Origin of the sequence: Candidatus Ruminimicrobiellum ovillum (genome assembly GCF_002392975.1) — a bacterium.
Taxonomy (GTDB): domain Bacteria; phylum Elusimicrobiota; class Endomicrobiia; order Endomicrobiales; family Endomicrobiaceae; genus Ruminimicrobiellum; species Ruminimicrobiellum ovillum.
Genome location: NZ_DGIC01000002.1, coordinates 1 through 19,177, shown reverse-complemented (window position 1 = coordinate 19,177; position 19,177 = coordinate 1). Strand labels below are relative to the sequence as shown.

Sequence of the window (19,177 nt, the reverse complement as noted above, 5' to 3'; positions counted from 1 at the left end):
TTTTTTACTCTTGAACAGCTTTATCTTTTTTAGAAGACAGCGGTAAAGTAATGGTAAAAGTTGTTCCTGTTCCGTATTTTGATTCAAAAGAGATGTCCCCGTCATGCGCTTCAACTATCATTCTTCTTGCAACATAAGAACCTATACCCGAACCCGATTTACTCGATGGTTTGGTCGTAAAAAATGCGGAAAAAATCTTAGGTTTATTTTCCTGCTTTATACCTATACCGTTATCTTCTATTATTATTTGATACTTGTTTCTTTCAATAAAATATTTTAATGAAACTTTTATTTCCGGAACAAAAGGTTCTCTCTTATCAATATCATCGAATAACGGATTTTGTATATGTTGTTCTTTTTCCATAACAGCTTCAAAAGCATTATCTATACAGTTAAAGCATACTTCTTGTATTTGATATTTTATACCGTATATTTTATCATCATTCGGTATATCAAGGACTATAGGAACTTTTTCTCTGTGATGTTTTACCTGAACCAACATTACAGACGGTTCAATAATTTCTCTTAATGAAAATGTTTCTTTTTCGGTAACGGAACCTTTAGGTTTTGCAAAATTTAAAATTCCCGTTAAAATTGTATTTGTTTTCTTCACATTTTCGTTAATTGAATGAATAAGTTCGTTCATATTTTTTACCATTATATTTATATCGGAATGTTGCGTTATAAAATCTTTATGACCTTCGGAAAAATCTTGAACATCATAACTTAAAAGTTCCGCCGCCAAACCGAAACTGTTTAATCTGTTTCGTATTTGATGCGCCATACCGTCCGCCATACCACCGATTGAAGCAAGTTTATCGGCTTCGAATAATCTTTTCTGTTGCTTTTGAGATTTTTCCAAGAACATACAATTTTCTACGGCAAGTGCAGCCTGGTTCGACAATGTTCCGAAAATTTCAAGGTCTTTTTTCGAATATACGGTTTTGTTTTCTTTGTCACCCAAAATTAAAAAGCCGATTACTTCATCTCTGAAAATAGAGGGAACTATTACGGTTATATTTTTGGCTATTTTTAAGAATTCTCCCTTAAAATCATCCTGCAATTCCGAAAAGAAAAAAGGTTTTTTATAACTTTCCATAAAAGCAATTATTTTGTTGTCTTTACGGATTTCTTTTAAAACTTTACCGGTATTACTTTCTCCTCTAAAAGCCAAATTTTTGTAAATACCTTGTTCTTCATTAATTATAAACAAGCCCACAAATTTTATTTTTACGGATCTTTTTATTATTCTCACAATAAGTTGAGACAATTTTGATATATCGTATTCTTTTTCTATCATTCCTTTTGAAGCTTGCATTAACAACTGCTGATATTTTTCCTGTTCGGCAAGCAAAATAAGTTCCGCTTTTCTCTGCAAAAATCTAAAAGTAAGCGGTGCCAATGTTGAAAGGACAAACAGCAGGATGAAAGATATAAACCATTGTTTAGTATATAATCCGATGTATATAGGAATACCCAAAACAAAAATGTATAAAAAAACTAATATCGTTCCGTTTGTAATTACAAGTCTTATATCCATTAAATTATTTTTTATTGCATTCAATGCCATTATAAAGCTAAAGAAAATAACGACGATGTAACCGAAAGGATAAAAATTAATGGCAGGATATTTTATTATATAATCTCCGGAAGCAAATAAAGCTATGACAAAAGCCATCATTAAATATTTTATTTGTTCTCTTTTTACGATGTTGGTACTTTTCTTACGGAAATGTCTGAACAGAGTAAAAGTAGCAGCTAAAAATATTCCCACAAATTCAAGTAAAGCAATAAAATAAAATTTACCCGCAATAGGGTAATATCCCCAGAAATTAGTGCTTAATCCGCTGTACATATGCGGAGATGAAAAATTAATAAATATTACGGGAAGTGTTAACAAATAAAAAAACGGTGTGTATCTTTTTAAACCGCTGTTCAAAAACTCTACGGTAAAATGCAAAATACAGACCGGTGTGAGAATTACTCCTATAAAGCCTAACTTTGCAAAAAAGTAGGCTTGATCATAGTTTCCGACATTCCAATACATCAACGAAAAATTTATAAGCCATATAAACAACGATATGGACAAATAAAAATATACAAGATTAAGCTTATTTTTTCTGTTCTTAAAAAGAACAAACAAGCCCAATATTAAAATGAAAGCTGCAACAATTGTCGGACCTAATGCATAATAATTCATAAATTACCTTGTTAAACTTATTCCCTGTAAATGCGTAGTTTTTTGAACCAAATAACTTGCTTCGCCGTACGGACCGCCGGTTTTACCGACTCCGCCCTGTCCCGGTAAATATAAAGAAAACGCAACATGTCTTGAATTTATTCTAAACAATGCGCAATTATCGATATGTTTCATAAATTGTCTTGTATAGTATGCTGATTTTACCCATGCGGATGCTCTTAAACCATACTCGTTTTTCTGTGCTATTTCCAACATTTTGTCGAATATTTCTTTATCGGCTTCTTTTTTTGTTTTTTTAGATGATTTTACTTTTATTATCGGTATTACCGGGAAAAAATTTTCTTCTCTTACAAGTTTCATATTAAACATTTCCGGATTATCCGTTTCTATTTCGACGAGTGTAGGTTGAAAATACAGTCCTCTGTCGTTAGGTGTTCCGGTATGATCAACTTTTTTACCGCCGCACAACAATCTTCCGCCTTTATATAAAGCATCTTCAAGAAATTCCTGACATTCCTTCATTTTAACTACGGGAGTAAAATAAGTTTTTTCACTTGACGGAAGTCCGAATTCAAGTTCGGAAATTTTTTTCAAATATAAATTTTTAAAATCGTCATAAACTCTTTCATGAACTATAATATTTTTCGGCAACATACAAATTTGTGTAGAACCCAAAAAAGCATCCAATGCGGAATTTGCAGCTCCTTCAATATCGCAACCGTCCCAAACGAACATATTGTCATTTCCGGACAATTCAAGAATTGCCTTTTTATTGTAATTGTGAGCTCTTTTGGATATCTCAAGACCGTTTTCACTTTCACCGAAGAAAAATATATCGTTAACTTTAGGATTTTCAAGCCATTCATCCATAATTATTTTTGAATTTCCTATAACTATATTCATTAACCCATCCGGAGCACCGTTATCTTTTAATGCCTTTCCCACAATATTTTTCCAAACAAATATAGTCGCTACCGGAGCTTTCAACGGTGCTTTTACGATTATTGCATTTCCCGCCAAAAAACAATATGCTGCGGAAAGAGAATTACTTGCGGCAGCATTTTTCGGAGGAACAAGAACAACAACACCATCCGCCTTTCTAACCAAATAAACTTTTTCCCTTCCTATTGTTCCTGCTTCTTCCCATACACTATGTTTAAACATATCCAAAGTGGTTTTACAAAAAGCTCTTTCCATGGCTTCATATTCCCACTGAGAAAGTTTCTTAGGATGACCTTCTATAGCCAACAACTTAATAATTTTATCTTTATTTGTCACCAAATTTTTATGAACATCACACAAAATTTTTCTTCTTTTCGCTACGGGCATATCTCTCATTATTTTGCTTGCTTTGTATGCGGCTTCTATTGCTTTTTTATTTAACTCATTATCTCCCACACAATATTTTGCATAAACATATTTATCGGCATCTTCGGGGGTTTCGCCTTTCTTTAATTTAGTAATAACCTGATAAGTTTTTTTAAAATCTAAAATAGTTTGATCGGAATAAGGAAAATATTCGTATTTCCCGGTATCTACATCTTTTCCGTCAACAAATAAAGAAAATTGTTCCATAAAACTTTTTCCCCCATTTTATTTATTTTTTGATTTTAATTTCCAATTAAGATATGCCGAAATAAAAGAATCTATATCTCCATCCATAACCTTATCTACCTGAGAAGTTTCGTAGTCGGTTCTATGATCTTTTACAAGTTGATACGGCATCAACACATAAGACCTTATTTGGCTGCCCCATGCAATAAGACCTTTTTCGTCGTAATGTTTTTCATAAGATTCTCTTAATTTTTCCTGTTCGAATTCATAAAGTTTTGCTTTTAACAATTTCATAGCTGTTGCTTTATTTTTTATTTGAGATCTTTCTGTTTGAGATTGAACAACAATATTAGTGGGTAAATGTGTAATTCTAACTGCGGAGTCGGTAGTATTGACATGTTGTCCGCCCGCTCCCGTAGAACGATAAGTATCTATTCTTAAATCTTTTTCGTCAATAACAATATCTATATCGTCATCAACTTCCGGTATAACATCTACACTTGCAAAAGAAGTATGTCTTCTTTTGTTTGCATCAAACGGTGAAATTCTTACCAATCTGTGAACACCTATTTCAGCCTGCAACAAACCGTAAGCATATTTGCCGCCTACGATAAATGTTATACTTTTTATACCTGCTTCATCTCCGTCTAAAATATCTATTGTATCGAAAGAAAAGCCTTTGTTTTCCGCCCATCTGGAATACATTCTTACAAGCATTTGTGCCCAATCGCAAGATTCCGTTCCGCCGGCACCGGCATGAATTGAAACAATGGCATTGTTCATATCGTGTTTACCGGAAAGTTTTGTTTTTATTTCTACAGCTTCAAAATCTTTTACAAGTTTTTCCTTATCTTGTTCAAGCTCTTTTGATAAAGATTCGTCTTGTTCCTGCTGTAAAAGCTCATCTATCTCGAGCAAATTATTTATTCTTGAATTTAAATCCTGCCAAGAATTTACGGTTTCTTTCAAACCGTCGAGTTTTGACATTGTTTTTTTCGCATTGTTTTGGTCATTCCAAAAATCGGCTGCGGAAATTTGTTTATCGAGTTTTTCTATCTCTTTGATTTTGCTGTCTATATCAAAGAGACCTCCTTAAATTTACTATTTTGTCTTTTAATTCGTTTAACATAAGCTTTCCTTTATATTATAAAAACTATAACTATTATAAACATTGTAAAAAACATACACATATAACAAAAAATGTTACCTATTTTATCATAAACGGTTATAACATTGTTTTGATATGCATCGGTAATAAAAGTTTCCGCTTTGTTTATAGATGTAATTTTCGTTATATTACCCGCAGAATCTATAACGGAAGAAATTCCCGTATTTGCGGATACTATAACATTTTTTCTGTTTTCTATTGCCCTGAAAACATTCATTACAAAATGTTGATAAGGTGCATAGGAATCCAAAAACCATGCATCATTAGTATGATTTGTTAAAATTTTTGCTCCGTTTAAAACAACTTTTCTTGATAAGTCCGGGAAAAAGTTTTCGGAACAAATTGTTGCACCTATATTCATACCTTTATATTTTAGTACATTCATATATTTTCCTTTAGAAAAATCTCCCAAAGTGTTTAATATACCGAAATATTTTGACAAAAGAGATTTAAACGGAATATATTCACCAAAGATAACCAAATGGTTTTTGTCGTGTTTACTCAAATTTTTATTTTTCCCCGTTATTGCAAAAACGGAATTATATATTCTGTCTTCGGCATCATAACTTGCTCCGCCGAACAAATTCAGTTTCGAATATTTTGAAACCGCTTCCACAAAATCAATAATCTCGCCTTCGTATTGTAAATAACCGGGAAGAACGGTTTCCGGATAAACAGCTAAATCCAAATCTTGATTCTCAAAATTTGCTGCAAGTTTTTCGATGGATGCAAGATTTTCTTTTACAAATTTTTCATCCCATTTTTTGTACTGGTCTATATTAGGTTGAACAACACCGACTTTTAACTTGTCACCGAAAGGATTGGAATAAGAATGTATTTTTATATGCCCGTATGTTCCCGCGACGATAAAAATACCTATTGCATATAAGAAAAATAATTTTCCTCTCGAATCTTGAAGCCAATAATAAAGTAACATATTGATAAAAACTATAACAAAAGAAAGTCCGTAAACACCGAATATATCCGCAAACTGAATTATGTGAGAGAAAGAAGTTTGACTATATCCCAATAAATTCCAACCGAAACCCGTAAGTAAATAAGTTCTTACATATTCCAAAACAACCCACGAACTTGCAGCATACAAAGACGAAACTATCGGATGAAAATGTCTTCTTGAAAAGCTTAACATTCCCATCCAAACCGCAAAATATAATGATAAATATGCCCACAATAAAGAAGAAGCTATTAAAGCTTGTGTAATGTTTGTATTGAATTTAAGGAAAGGGAACATCCAAAACAAAGAAATTGCATAACAAGTAAAACCGAAAATAAAACCATAGACCAAAGAATTTTTAACACAATTTCTTAATGCCGTATATACAGCCGGGATAAACGCTATCCATGCCAAATAAAAAGCATTTATCTTAGGAAAAGATATTGCTAAAAGACAACCAGATAATATAGCCAAGAAAAAATATTTTGCTTTAAACTTTTTCACCTATAATCCGATTACTTATTTTATTTATTTGCTCCGCAACATTTTTTATATTTTTTACCGCTGCCGCAAGGACAAGGATCGTTTCTTCCTATCTTTTTTATGTCCTTTGCGGAAACTTGTTTCTTATCGTTTTTGTTATTGCTGTTACCGGCATTATTTTTTGTAGGATCAACATTTCTGTTTTCTTGTCCGGACGGCATAGGTCTTGCCGTAACATTAACTTGAACTTTGAAAACATATTCGATAGTCGTTTCTCTTATTCTTTTCATCATATTATCAAAAAGCATAAACGATTCTTTTTGATATTCTATTTTAGGATCTTTTTGAGCATAAGCTCTGTATCCTATACCTTTTTTAAGTTGGTCGAGTTCATATAAATTATCTTTCCAGGCAACATCTATCATTTGCAAAAGAACCATTCTTTCTATACGGCTTAAAAGTTCTTTACCTAAAGTTTCTTTCCTTTTTTCGTAAGCTTCCTGTATTTTATCGAGCAAGATTGTTTTTAATGCATCTCTGGTAAGATAACTTAACTCTTCTTTATTTGCAACTTCAAAATTTATTCCGAAAGATCTCGACATCCAAGCATGAAAATGAGGCCATTCCCATTGTTCCGGATAAGTTTTTGCAGGAGCCCATTGTTCTATTTTTTCTTCTACGGATTCAAGCCACATATCTTGTATAGTTGCAGAAACATCTTCTCCTTCGAGAATTTCGTTTCTCAAACGATAAACCGCTTCTCTTTGTTTATTCATAACATTATCGTAATCGATAAGTTGTTTTCTTATATCGAAATCTCTGCCTTCAACTTTTCTTTGCGCATTTTCAACGGCTTTTGATATCCAAGGATGTTCTATCGCTTCACCTTCTTTAAGACCGAGTTTTTGCATAACAATTGCCATTCTGTCTGAACCGAATAATCTCATAAGTTCATCTTGCATGGATAAATAAAATCTTGATGCACCGGGATCTCCCTGACGGCCGGCTCTACCTCTTAACTGGTTATCGATTCTTCTTGATTCGTGTCTTTCCGTACCTATAATATAAAGACCGCCGACCTCTCTAACAAATTTTCCGTTTTCTTCATCACCCGCACCAAGCACGATATCGGTACCTCTACCGGCCATGTTGGTTGCAATTGTTACCGCACTTTTTGCACCGGCTTGAGCAATGATTTGAGCTTCCAATTCATGATATTTTGCATTCAAAACATTGTGAGGAATACCTTTTTTTCTTAACATATCGGAAATCAATTCCGATTTTTCGATTGATCTTGTACCTACGAGAACAGGTTGACCTTTTCTCCAACATTGTTCAATATCCTGTATAATCGCATTGTATTTTTCTTTTTCCGTTCTGTAAATTACATCAGGATAATCTTTTCTTATCATCGGATTGTTTGTAGGAACTTCAACAACATCGAGTTTATATATTTCCCAAAATTCGCTTGCTTCGGTAAGTGCCGTACCTGTCATACCTGCTATTTTGTTATACATTCTGAAAAAGTTCTGGAAAGTTATTGTTGCAAGTGTTTGGTTTTCCTGTTCGATTTTTAAATTTTCTTTTGCTTCGATTGCCTGATGAAGACCATCCGACCATCTTCTTCCCGGCATAAGTCTTCCCGTAAATTCATCAACGATAATAACTTCACCGTCTTTTACCACATAAGCAACATCTCTTTTATAAAGTTCATGAGCTCTTATTGCTTGTGTTATATGGTGAACCCATTCCGCCTGCATATCATCATAAATATTTTTTACACCTAAAAATCTTTCCGCTTTTTGCACACCTTGTTCGGTTAAAACCACCGTATGATTTTTTTCATCAACTAAATAATCGTATCCTTTAGATAAATCTATACCTTCATATTTTGCTTTTATTTCTTCATTTTCGGTTATGTGTCTTCCTTTAAGCATAGGAACGATTCTGTTTGCCACATAATATTTATCTGTAGACTCTTCACCCGGACCTGAAATAATCAACGGAGTTCTTGCTTCATCTATTAAAATCGAATCGACCTCATCCACGATGGCATAGTTTAATTCTCTTAATACTCTTTGTTCCTTGGAAATTTTCATATTATCTCTAAGATAATCGAAACCAAGCTCGTTGTTTGTTACATAAGTAATATCGCAAGCATAAGCTTTTCTTCTTTCTTCATCCGTTGTATCGTGACAAATGTTTCCAACCGTCATACCGAGCGCATTATAAACAGGCTCCATCCATTCTTTATCTCTTTTTGCAAGATAATCGTTAACCGTAACAACATGAACACCTTTTCCCGTTAAAGAATTTAAGTATACCGGCAATGTTGCAACAAGTGTTTTACCTTCACCGGTTTTCATTTCGGCTATTTTACCTTGATGTAAAATGTAACCACCTATCATTTGAACATCAAAATGTCTAAGCCCGATAGTTCTTTTTGATGCTTCTCTTACACAAGCAAAAGCTTCGGGTAAAATGCTGTCCAGTTTTTCCCCGTTGTTAAGTCTTTCTTTAAATTCCAATGATTTTGCTTTTAATTCTTCATCGGATAACTTTTGTATTTCAGGTTCCAATGCATTTATTTTGTTTACGACAGGTCTTATTTTTTTGATATCTCTTTCATTTTGTGAGCCGAATATTGCGGCAAATATTTCTTTAATCATGGTAATTCCTTTTAAAAATTTATTGATATATCCCTTAGATTTTATCTTTTTTATACCTAAATTTCAATATAAAATCCATATTGTTTTTATTGTATTTGTTATTTCAAAAATATATCATATAAATATGAATAATAAATTAATTGTTGATTGTGTTAAAGAAAATATAGATACCATTTGTGAAATAGATAAAACCGGTTCCAACTACAATTGGACTAAAAATATGTTTTTGGAAGAACTTGAAAACAAGAATTCTTTCTTTAAAGTTTTATATGCGGATAACAAAATTGTAGGATACATTATATACCATATTATTATTGATGAAGCAGAAATATTAAATATAGTAATTGATAACAATTTTAAAAGACAAAATTTAGGGAAATATCTTCTGGAACAAACATTGGAAGATATTTCCAAACAAAATGTAAAAAAGATTTTTCTTGAAGTCGGTGAAAAAAACATTCCGGCAATAAACTTGTATTTAAAATGCGGTTTTGAACAATATAATAAGAGAAACAATTATTATAAGAACGGTGAAAATGCGATACTGATGAAAAAACAGCTTATAGGGTGAACACGAATTGTTTTACAATTCGTTGGTGAAAGGCTTAAAGGTTTAAACGGCAATTAGTAATGTTTTAAAAACAAACAATTTATAGCTATATCGTCAATTATTTCTTTAAACTCTTCACCCATTCACCTTTTCACCAAGTTTTGCAAAGCAAAATTTATAGGATTGACTTTTGGTATTAAAAATAATACAATACTCAAATATTATTTATAGTTTGTTTTTGTAATGGCAACGTAGCTCAGGGGTAGAGCAGAGGACTCATAAGCCTTTGGTCGGTGGTTCAATTCCACCCGTTGCCAGTTATTTTTTTGTATAAGGAATTTATATGAAAGTTTTGCTTACAGGGGCTACGGGGTTTGTAGGAAGCCATATAGTAGAAGAACTTATTTCCAACAATCATACGATTATTGCATTAGCAAGAAAAAGTTCAAACTTAAAATGGATTAAAGATTATCCTATTCAATATGAATATTGTTCATTAAACGATGAAGAGCAATTATCAAAATTGCTATCTGCGGTTGATGTTGTCGTTCATTGCGCCGGCGTTGTAAGGGCATTAAATTGGGACGGTTATTATAACACAAATGTCACAGGAACAAAAAACATTGTTCAAGCTGCAATAAAAAATAAAAGCAATATCAAAAAATTTGTTTATATATCGTCTCAAGCGGCAATGGGACCAAGTAATGATGAAAAGCCTAAGCTTTTAACGGAAAAGGAAAATCCGGTATCAAACTACGGCAAAAGTAAACTATTGGCAGAACAAGAAGTGAAGAAATTGGAAGGAATTGTTCCTTACACTATTATAAGACCGGCATCCGTTTACGGACCGAGAGACAAAGATATTTTTATTTTCTTTAATTTGGTTAAACATCATTTAAAACCAAATACCCACACAAAAAGATTTATTCAGTTGGTTTTTGTAAAAGATATAGCAAAAGTGATTTCTATTACATTAAACAACGAAAACACCAACAACAAAACATATTACTTATGTGACGGTAATATTTATACATGGAAAGATGTTGCAACAACCATTGCAAAAGCAAACAACATAAAAACAATGCCTATTATATTATTTGATTTCATTTTTAAAACCGTTGCAAGTTTTTATGAAGCGGTTGCAAAAATCACAAAAAAACCGCAAGTTTTAAGTAAAGAAAAAATTGTTGAAATGCTTCAAACTTATTGGACAGCGGATAATTCAAATATATTAAAAGATACGGATTTTGAGTTTACAAAGCTTGAAAATGGTGCAAAAATAACATACAATTGGTATTTAAGTAACAGATATTTTTAATATAAATTCTACTGTGGAGTGTTTTATGTCTAACGATATTTTTGAAAAATGTATTAAGTTTACTGCAGCAAGAGATTTACAAGCGGCAGGAATGTATCCATATTTTAAAAGAGTTGAAACCGTTCAAAGCCCTGTAGTTAAAATTGACGGTAAAGAAAAAATCGTTTTATGTTCCAACAACTATTTGGGACTTGCAGATCATCCGAAAGTTATAGAAGGTGCCGTTGCAGCGGCAAAACAATACGGAACATCCTGCACAGGTTCAAGATTTGTAAACGGAACAAACGATTTGCATGAAAAAGTTGAAAGAAAATTCGCAAAGTTCGTAGGAAAAGAAGCGGCAATACTTTTTACAACAGGACACCATTCAAATTTAGGTGCGATTTCTTCTTTAGTGGGTAAAGGTGAATTTGTTATTACGGATAAGTTGGATCATGCTTCAATTATAGACGGTTGCAGACTTTCTTTCGGCGGTGAAATGTTAAGATTCAGACACAATGATATGGCTGATTTGGAAAGACAGTTGGCAAAAGTTCAATCAAAAGGAACTTCCGCTTTAATAGTTGTTGACGGAATATTCAGTATGGAAGGAGACATAGCAAAGTTTCCGGAAATATCCGCACTTGCAAAAAAATACGGTGCAAGAGTTTATGTAGATGAAGCACATTCTCTCGGAGTTCTCGGTAAAAACGGTAAAGGAACCGGAGAACATTTTAATATGGAACCTGAAGTTGATGTTTTAATGGCAACAGCTTCAAAATCTCTTGCTTCAATCGGCGGATTTATTGCAAGCAGAAGCGAAGTTATTAATTATATTAAACATACCGCAAGATCATTAATATTTACTGCAGCATTACCGCCGGCTTGTGTAGGTGCAATAGATGTTGCTTTGGATATTTTACAAGATGAACCTGAAAGAAGAGCAAAACTTTGGGAAAACACAAATAAAATGAAAGAAGGTTTCCAATCTTTAGGATTTGATACAAGAACATCCGAATCTCCGATTATTCCTATAACCGTAGGTGAAGATATGAAAGCTTTCCAAATGTGTGCAATGTTATTTGAAGAAGGTATTTTTGCATCACCTATAGTCAGCCCTGCAGTTCCGGAAGGTCAAGCCATAATAAGAACAAGTTATATGGCAACACATACCGACGAACAACTTGAAATTATTCTTGATAAATTCGAAAAAGTTTCCAAGCAACTCGGTATAATTCCGGGCGGAAATACAAGAAGCAGATCTAAAAAGAAATCTTCATATAATATAAACAATAACAGATGGAATTTTTCTTTTTCAAACAACAAATTTGCTGCCGCAACAAAAAGATGGTTTAAAAATTTGTGGTCTAACAAGTAAAATGTTTACCGTAAAGAAAATAGATTTTAAGCAAATTAATGACTTTATAAAATTACCTTATAAAATTTATAAAGGTAATCCTTATTGGATACCGCAATTGGATTCGGAAAACAAAAAATTGTTGTCCGAAAAAAATCCTTATTGGAAACATGCAAAAAAGCAACTGTTTTTAGCTTACGACGATAAAAATAATATTGTAGGAAGAATTGCCGGTATTATTGATTATAACTATATAGAATTTCAAGAAACGGAAATAGGATATTTCGGTTTCTTTGAATGTATAGATAATGTTGAGGTTGCAAAACTATTATTTGATTCCGTTAAACAATGGTTAGCGGAAAACAAATTGAATAAAATGATGGGACCGATGAACCCATCGACAAATGATGAAGTGGGCTTTTTATATGAAGGCTTTGACAGTGATCCTAAAATATTGATGCCTTACACCCATAAATATTATTTAGATTTGGCAGAAAAATGCGGCCTAAAAAAAATAAAAGAACTTTATGCCTATAACATCCCGGTAGCTTTAGACGACAGAATGCCAAGACTTAACAAAGCATTGAGAATAGTTCAAAAAAGAAATCCGAACATAACAATAAAAACTTTTGACAAAAATAATTTCAAAAAAACACTTGAAGATATTATCGAAGTATATAATTCCGCCTGGGAAAAGAATTGGGGTTTTGTTCCTTGGACAAGAGAAGAGTTTGAATCTATAGCAGACGATATTGTAAATTTGGCAGATCCAAACATTGTGATGCTTGCCTGTGACGGAGATAAAACCATAGGAATGCTTATAGCTATTCCCGATTACAACTATGTATTTAAAAAAATGTACGGAAAATTGTTCCCGTTCGGAATTTTTAAATTTTTATATTATAAGAGAAAAGTTAAAGATTTAAGACTTATGATTATGGGTGTAAAAAAAGAATACAGACATAAAGGTATTGAAGCTTATATGTCGTTGGAAGCTCTTATAAATTCCGTTAAAGGCGGATACCAAGAATGTGAACTTTCCTGGATTTTGGAAGATAATGTGATGACACAAAGAACCGCGGAAATGATGGGCGGATCCATATACAAAAAATATGCAGTTTACGGAAATTAAAACAATGAAAAAGATTTTGGTGACGGGCGGTGCGGGGTTTATCGGAAGTAATTTCGTAAGATACATGTTAAATAAATATCAAGATTATAAAATAGTTAATCTTGATTTGTTAACTTATGCAGGAAACATAAAAAGTTTGGATGATGTAAAAGATAATCCGAATTATTTGTTTGTAAAAGGCGATATTGCCGATAATAAATTAGTTGATAAAATTGTTTCCGATAACAAAATAGATGTAATAATAAATTTTGCTGCGGAATCTCATGTTGACAGAAGTATAACCAATCCTGATATATTCGTAAAAACGAATGTTTTGGGAACACAAAATCTTTTGGAAGTTGCAAAAAAATATAAAATAGAAAAATTTTTCCAAATATCTACCGATGAAGTTTACGGTTCACTCGGTAAAACGGGATTTTTTACGGAAAAGACTCCCCTCTCTCCGAACAGTCCGTATTCGGCAAGTAAAGCAAGTGCCGATTTGTTGGTTATGGCTTATCATCATACTTTCGGACTTAATGTTAACATTACAAGATGTTCAAACAACTACGGTCCTTATCAGTTCCCGGAAAAATTAATTCCGTTATTTATTACAAATGCTCTCGATAATAAACAAGTACCGTTATACGGTGACGGATTAAACATTAGAGATTGGCTTTTTGTAGAAGATCACTGTTCCGCTATAGATACCGTGTTGCATAAAGGTAAAAACGGTGAAATTTATAATGTCGGCGGAAATAACGAAAAAACCAACAAATATATTACGGATACAATTTTAAAATATTTAGGAAAAGATAACTCTTTAATAAAATATGTTGCCGACAGATTAGGGCACGACAGAAGGTATGCTATCGATGCAACAAAGATAAAAGAAGAATTAGGTTGGCAACCTCAATATAAGTTTGAACAAGCAATAGAAAAGACAATAGAGTGGTATTTGAACAATAAAGATTGGTGGGAAAAATTGCGAAAGCAAATTTGAGGTATGGATGTATAGAAGTATGGATGCATAGGAACGTCGAACTGAAACGACGAGATCCCGTATCAAGTGCGGGATGACAAATAATGCGGCTTATAGTTTATGGTTTAACAATTTTATACAGGAGAAGGAAATGAAAAAAGATACGGGGATGATATTAGGTATAGCAGCAATCATAATAATAGCTTTTATAGCTATGTCGAGTTTTTTTATAGTTGAAGTGGGTTTTGTGGGAGTAAGAATAAATGTTCTCACCGGTGAAACAAAAAGTTTTTCTCAAGGAACATACCCGAAATTACCTTTTGTTCATCAAGTAGTGAACTATGATGTAAAAACACAAAAACAAGAAATAGAAGCGGATTCCGCATCAAAAGATTTACAGACTGTCAGAGCAAGAATAGTTGTAAATTTCAGACCTGTTTACGAAAAAGTTAACGACATTCATATAAAAATCGGTAAAGACTATTTTGTAAAAGTTATATATCCTGCAATACAGGAAGTTTCAAAAACCGCAATTTCAAAATTGCCTGTTGAAAACATTATCGTGGAAAGAGAAAATTTAAGAGCAGCTATTGAAGAAAACTTAAGAAAGAAAATTGAAGAATATAACATAATAATAGAAAACGTAAATATCGTTGATATACAATTTACCGCGGAATTTAACAGAGTTGTTGAAGAAAAACAGATAGAAGAGCAAAAAGTTAAAAAGATACAATATCAAAGAATGCAGGCTGAAGAAGAAAAGAAAAGAGTTATTTTACTTGCTGAAGCCGAAGCTCAAAAACAAAAATTACTCAGGGATTCTTCAAACCAAACAGTTATCAATTTGAAATGGATAGAAAAATGGGACGGTCATTTACCTAAATATATGTTGGGCGACAAATCCAACTCAATGATAATGTTGAGTGATAAAGACTAATTTTTATTTAATAAATCCAAGGCTTGTTTTATTGCTTTAGTCGCAAAATATCCGGAGCATAAAAGAGGTTTTATTTTCTTTACATTCTCTGTAAGGATATTATAATCATCTGCATTCATATTATTTATAATATCTTCTGCTTCTTGTAAATTTTCAACACATATACCGACATTATATTTTTTTACAAATTCCGCTTGTGCGGCAGATTTCCAAATAATTACGGGAATACCGCAAGATAAATATAAAGAAAGTTTATGCGGATTGTTATATTTTAAGTATTGTCCGAAATATCCGGAACAAGAATCTATACTATCTCCGTCCCAAACTAACCAAAAACCTCTGTCTAACTTTTTGGAAATTTCATCCGATTTAAAAGAACCGTGATATTTAATATTTTCGGAATTTAATAATCCGTTGTTAAAGTTAGCTCCGTATAAATTTATTTTTATATTTTTTAATCTATTCAATTGAGCTACAAATCCGCTTTTGATAGCATCCAAATTTCCCGCAAAAGATATTGATCTTTCAAATTTAACCGCATTATCATTTTTTTGCAAATAATCAAATGACTCAATATTTATAAGTTTCTTTTCCGGTATTCCTTTATCAACAAAATACTTAAACATTATATTATTATGAACTATTAAAATATCGGATATTTCCAACATTGTTTCAAATTCTTGTTTATAGTAAAAAAAATCATTATTATAATAGTAATGTCTAAGTTCTTCTATATCTATAATAACACTTATAAATTTAACATTTTTTTTATATTTTAATTTTCTTAAAATTCTATTATTTGTAACATGTAACGGATGTTGTAACAAAACAACAGAATTATTTTTTATTTTATTATAACTTTTATACCAATCGTATTGATATTTTAATCTTTTTTTTAAACTTTCGAATTTATTTTTAGTCGAAGTTATCCATGTAATATATATAGGCTCAAACTTAAGTCCTTTTGCCAAATAATATATATCATATATAACTTTACCGAGTGCATAATTATAGGAAACCCCAGTTCTCTCTACAATTTGAAATAAATCCATTTTCCCGTCCATTTGTTTATAAATTATTTGTTGTATATTAATTTAAAATTTCTACACAATTTGCCGATTATAGCATAATTTATATTTAACCTTAAACAAATACAAAACAGCAATAATCTTATTTTAAGAATTATATTTAAATTTTTTGCAGAACAATTTTTCTTAAAATCCGTATTGTAATATGCAGTTCTGAATTTATTGAAATAAAATTTTAGTTCCGATAATTTTAAATTTAATACTTCCAATTTTGATGCCGTTAATATGGAAATATATTGATAATATATTCTCTTACACTCATTATATCTGTTTTCAAAAATTAATCTTTCTTTTAATTTTTCAAACAATTTAAAATAATTGAATTTTTTATTTATTGCCTGCATTAAAGAATATTCCCTGTTAATTCTATAATAATAAATTTTATCATCAATAAACTTTATATTTTCCGTTTTTAAAAGTACATAGAAAAAAAACAAATTATCCTCACTTTCTTTCAGTTCAAAAAATATATTGTTATCAAGCAAAAAAGATTTTTTATAAATTTTTAGCCATACGGGTATAATAAAACAGTTTCTTTTTGGAATTAAGAGACAATCTTTGTTCTTTATTTTTTGTCTATTTAATTTATCAGCTGAAACGAATTTATGATCTATTATTTTTTTTTGAATATTATTATAAATGTAAGCCGCGGCACAAACAACATCCAAACTATTACTTTCAATCTCATTATATAAAACTTCAACATAGTTATTTGCTATCCAATCATCCGAATCTACAAAAGTTATATATTTACCTTTTGCGACTTTCATTCCTTCGTTTCTTGCAAAACCAAGACCGACATTTTGTTTTAAATCAACCAAAACTATTCTTTCGTCTTTTCGTTGATATTCTTTTATTATTTCCAAAGAATTATCAGGTGAACAATCGTTAACGATAATTATTTCAATATCTTTAAATGTTTGATTACAAACACTATCAAGGCACTGCCTTAAATACTGTTCTACATTATATACCGGAATGATTATTGATACTTTTGGATTATTTTGTTTCATCTTTTTGTAAAAAGTCTTATCGGATTGAATTTACTGTGTATCAGACCTATATAACAATAATTAAAATTACATTTTAGACAAATTTTAAAAACAAACAATCTTATTTTATTACGAATTTTTAAATTAGAAAAACTGACAACATATTTTTTATCATAAAACATCTCTCTGAATTTAAAAAAGCCTCTTGTTAAATCCTTAAAAGGCAATTTAGGATTGTCTAATATTATAGCCATATCCAATGATATAAATGTATAAAATTCAGGGATGTACTCCTTAAAAATATTATTATCATTTAACTTTTTAATTTTACCATAGCTTAGTATTTTGTTATCAATTATATAATTGTTTGTTATGCTGTTTCCCCTGTTAACTCTATAATAATAAAGTCTGTCTTTAATAAATAATACGCCCGAAGACTTTACAATTAACTCATACAAAAACAATGTATCTTCAAATTTAGTAACTTTAAAATATATATCATTAGAAAATAAAAAATCTTTTTCATAAATAGTAGTCCATGCTCTGCAAAATGATAAATTTTGAATTAATTGTTTTTTATAAGATATACTGTTTATTACAGTATCATACACATTGCTATATGCTATCCCTTTTGTAACTTCACGTGATATATTGTTGTAATACCAGTATTCAGAACACACAAAAACACTATTACTTTTTCTTATTGTATTATATAAAACTTCAACATAGTTATTTGCTATCCAATCATCCGAATCTACAAAAGTTATATATTTACCTTTTGCGACTTTCATTCCTTCGTTTCTTGCAAATCCAAGACCGACATTTTGTTTTAAATCAACCAAAACTATTCTTTCGTCTTTTCGTTGATATTCTTTTATTATTTCCAAAGAATTATCAGGTGAACAATCGTTAACGATAATTATTTCAATATCTTTAAATGTTTGATTAATGACACTGTCAAGGCACTGCCTTAAATACTGTTCTACATTATATACAGGAATAATTACCGATACTTGAATCTTGTTCATTTTTATCTTCCAATTAAACTCTTTAATATTTTTTTTGTTTTTTTATAATATGTGATAAAAAACGATATAGTTACTATGTTAATATTAAATCTTAAAACATATTGAAATATTTTCACTTTAATAAAGTTTTTTAAAGTATTCGGATAATAAAATTCTATTTTTTTATCATTTAAATATTGCTCTTTAAATTTCGTATATAAACTGTTAAAAAATTTTGAATTTCTCCATGCAAAATCTAAAAATCTGTTCATAATAAAAAAATCTAAAACAGAATCAAAATATTTTTTATTATTATCATCATTGTAAATTAAATCTTTTAAAGCATAAAACAAATTCATATTATTTAGAAACTCACTATGTTGATTTGTCATAATAGAACCTTTTCTATTTACTCTATAATAATATATTTTGTTGTTTATAAACATAAATTTATTTGTTTTCAATATAATTTCCCACACAAAAAGAGTATCTTCAAATTTATTTATCTTAAAAGTAATATCATTATCATTTAAGAATTGCAATTTATATATTTTTCTTGCATAATGTATATGTTCACAACATAATAACTTTTGTTTTATATCTATTGTAGAAATGTTAATATTATAAAAATCTTTCGGATGTTTGCTTTTAAAAATTTTTTGTTTAATATCATCATATTCATAGAAATCCGGAGATATCACATCATACTTATATTTTTCTATTGTCTTATACAACACTTCCACATAATCTTCTGTTATCCAATCATCCGAATCCACAAAAGTTATATATTTACCTTTTGCGACTTTCATTCCTTCGTTTCTTGCAAA

Annotated in this window: 15 protein-coding genes and 1 tRNA gene; 7 read left to right on the top strand and 9 right to left on the bottom strand. The window is 30.8% G+C overall.

Going from position 1 to position 19,177, the window contains the following annotated elements:
* Positions 1 to 4: 4 nt before the first annotated feature.
* From B2Y85_RS00180 to secA, 5 genes are all read right to left on the bottom strand, one after another.
* The gene (locus B2Y85_RS00180) at positions 5 to 2,200 is read right to left on the bottom strand and encodes an ATP-binding protein (RefSeq protein ID WP_372518447.1); all 2,196 of its coding nucleotides are present in this window, start codon (positions 2,198 to 2,200) and stop codon (positions 5 to 7) included.
* 3 nt (positions 2,201 to 2,203) lie between these two features.
* Positions 2,204 to 3,775 carry an aldehyde dehydrogenase family protein gene (locus B2Y85_RS00175; protein WP_372518446.1) on the bottom strand — a complete coding sequence of 524 codons (1,572 nt, stop codon included), beginning with the start codon at positions 3,773 to 3,775 and terminating at the stop codon, positions 2,204 to 2,206.
* Between the two features lie 18 nt (positions 3,776 to 3,793).
* A protein-coding gene (gene prfB / locus B2Y85_RS00170; protein WP_372518445.1) for a peptide chain release factor 2 occupies positions 3,794 to 4,883 on the bottom strand; the annotation gives its coding sequence in 2 pieces (ribosomal slippage) (positions 3,794 to 4,834 and positions 4,836 to 4,883; 1,089 coding nt in all).
* Between the two features lie 10 nt (positions 4,884 to 4,893).
* Entirely contained in the window at positions 4,894 to 6,381 is a 1,488-nt protein-coding gene (lnt, locus tag B2Y85_RS00165; protein WP_372518444.1) for an apolipoprotein N-acyltransferase, read from the bottom strand.
* Between the two features lie 20 nt (positions 6,382 to 6,401).
* Positions 6,402 to 9,029, bottom strand: a complete 2,628-nt coding sequence (gene secA, locus B2Y85_RS00160; RefSeq protein WP_372518443.1) for a preprotein translocase subunit SecA — start codon at positions 9,027 to 9,029, stop codon at positions 6,402 to 6,404.
* Positions 9,030 to 9,153: 124 nt separating this feature from the next.
* On the opposite strand from secA, the gene rimI reads away from it, so the two are divergent.
* The 7 genes from rimI to B2Y85_RS00125 all read left to right on the top strand — a co-directional run bounded on the left by rimI (position 9,154) and on the right by B2Y85_RS00125 (position 15,263).
* The gene (gene rimI, locus B2Y85_RS00155) at positions 9,154 to 9,600 is read left to right on the top strand and encodes a ribosomal protein S18-alanine N-acetyltransferase (protein WP_372518442.1); all 447 of its coding nucleotides are present in this window, start codon (positions 9,154 to 9,156) and stop codon (positions 9,598 to 9,600) included.
* Between the two features lie 224 nt (positions 9,601 to 9,824).
* Positions 9,825 to 9,896 (top strand) — tRNA-Met (locus B2Y85_RS00150).
* Positions 9,897 to 9,922: 26 nt separating this feature from the next.
* On the top strand, positions 9,923 to 10,897 hold the full coding sequence (locus tag B2Y85_RS00145) for an NAD-dependent epimerase/dehydratase family protein (protein ID WP_372518441.1): 975 nt from the start codon (positions 9,923 to 9,925) through the stop codon (positions 10,895 to 10,897).
* A 25-nt stretch (positions 10,898 to 10,922) separates the two neighbouring features.
* Positions 10,923 to 12,254 carry an aminotransferase class I/II-fold pyridoxal phosphate-dependent enzyme gene (locus B2Y85_RS00140; RefSeq protein WP_372518440.1) on the top strand — a complete coding sequence of 444 codons (1,332 nt, stop codon included), beginning with the start codon at positions 10,923 to 10,925 and terminating at the stop codon, positions 12,252 to 12,254.
* Position 12,255: 1 nt separating this feature from the next.
* A complete protein-coding gene (locus tag B2Y85_RS00135) occupies positions 12,256 to 13,365 on the top strand; it encodes a hypothetical protein (protein ID WP_372518439.1) in 1,110 nt (369 codons plus the stop codon).
* 4 nt (positions 13,366 to 13,369) lie between these two features.
* Positions 13,370 to 14,347, top strand: coding sequence for a dTDP-glucose 4,6-dehydratase (gene rfbB, locus B2Y85_RS00130; protein ID WP_372518438.1), 978 nt, complete (start codon positions 13,370 to 13,372; stop codon positions 14,345 to 14,347).
* A 130-nt stretch (positions 14,348 to 14,477) separates the two neighbouring features.
* Positions 14,478 to 15,263 (top strand): prohibitin family protein, encoded by a 786-nt coding sequence (locus tag B2Y85_RS00125; protein WP_372518437.1) that lies wholly within the window; start codon positions 14,478 to 14,480, stop codon positions 15,261 to 15,263.
* Here the strand turns inward: B2Y85_RS00125 and B2Y85_RS00120 are convergent.
* The 4 genes from B2Y85_RS00120 to B2Y85_RS00105 form a co-directional block, all read right to left on the bottom strand.
* The gene (locus tag B2Y85_RS00120) at positions 15,260 to 16,315 is read right to left on the bottom strand and encodes a beta-1,6-galactofuranosyltransferase (RefSeq protein WP_372518436.1); all 1,056 of its coding nucleotides are present in this window, start codon (positions 16,313 to 16,315) and stop codon (positions 15,260 to 15,262) included. The genes B2Y85_RS00125 and B2Y85_RS00120 overlap by 4 nt on opposite strands.
* Before the next feature lie 23 nt (positions 16,316 to 16,338).
* On the bottom strand, positions 16,339 to 17,364 hold the full coding sequence (locus tag B2Y85_RS00115; protein WP_372518435.1) for a glycosyltransferase family 2 protein: 1,026 nt from the start codon (positions 17,362 to 17,364) through the stop codon (positions 16,339 to 16,341).
* Positions 17,361 to 18,371 (bottom strand): glycosyltransferase family 2 protein, encoded by a 1,011-nt coding sequence (locus tag B2Y85_RS00110; protein ID WP_372518434.1) that lies wholly within the window; start codon positions 18,369 to 18,371, stop codon positions 17,361 to 17,363. Before B2Y85_RS00110 ends, B2Y85_RS00115 begins: the two co-directional genes overlap by 4 nt.
* 2 nt (positions 18,372 to 18,373) lie before the next feature.
* Positions 18,374 to 19,177 (bottom strand): glycosyltransferase family 2 protein (locus B2Y85_RS00105; protein WP_372518433.1); only part of this gene is annotated, 804 nt, incomplete at its 5' end.

Coding starts and splice junctions, on each gene's coding strand:
- B2Y85_RS00180 (WP_372518447.1), bottom strand. CDS start 2,200: ATGAATTATTATGCATTAGGTCCGACAATTGTTGCAGCTTTCATTTTA.
- B2Y85_RS00175 (WP_372518446.1), bottom strand. CDS start 3,775: ATGGAACAATTTTCTTTATTTGTTGACGGAAAAGATGTAGATACCGGG.
- secA (WP_372518443.1), bottom strand. CDS start 9,029: ATGATTAAAGAAATATTTGCCGCAATATTCGGCTCACAAAATGAAAGA.
- rimI (WP_372518442.1), top strand. CDS start 9,154: ATGAATAATAAATTAATTGTTGATTGTGTTAAAGAAAATATAGATACC.
- B2Y85_RS00145 (WP_372518441.1), top strand. CDS start 9,923: ATGAAAGTTTTGCTTACAGGGGCTACGGGGTTTGTAGGAAGCCATATA.
- B2Y85_RS00140 (WP_372518440.1), top strand. CDS start 10,923: ATGTCTAACGATATTTTTGAAAAATGTATTAAGTTTACTGCAGCAAGA.
- B2Y85_RS00135 (WP_372518439.1), top strand. CDS start 12,256: ATGTTTACCGTAAAGAAAATAGATTTTAAGCAAATTAATGACTTTATA.
- rfbB (WP_372518438.1), top strand. CDS start 13,370: ATGAAAAAGATTTTGGTGACGGGCGGTGCGGGGTTTATCGGAAGTAAT.
- B2Y85_RS00125 (WP_372518437.1), top strand. CDS start 14,478: ATGAAAAAAGATACGGGGATGATATTAGGTATAGCAGCAATCATAATA.
- B2Y85_RS00120 (WP_372518436.1), bottom strand. CDS start 16,315: ATGGATTTATTTCAAATTGTAGAGAGAACTGGGGTTTCCTATAATTAT.
- B2Y85_RS00115 (WP_372518435.1), bottom strand. CDS start 17,364: ATGAAACAAAATAATCCAAAAGTATCAATAATCATTCCGGTATATAAT.
- B2Y85_RS00110 (WP_372518434.1), bottom strand. CDS start 18,371: ATGAACAAGATTCAAGTATCGGTAATTATTCCTGTATATAATGTAGAA.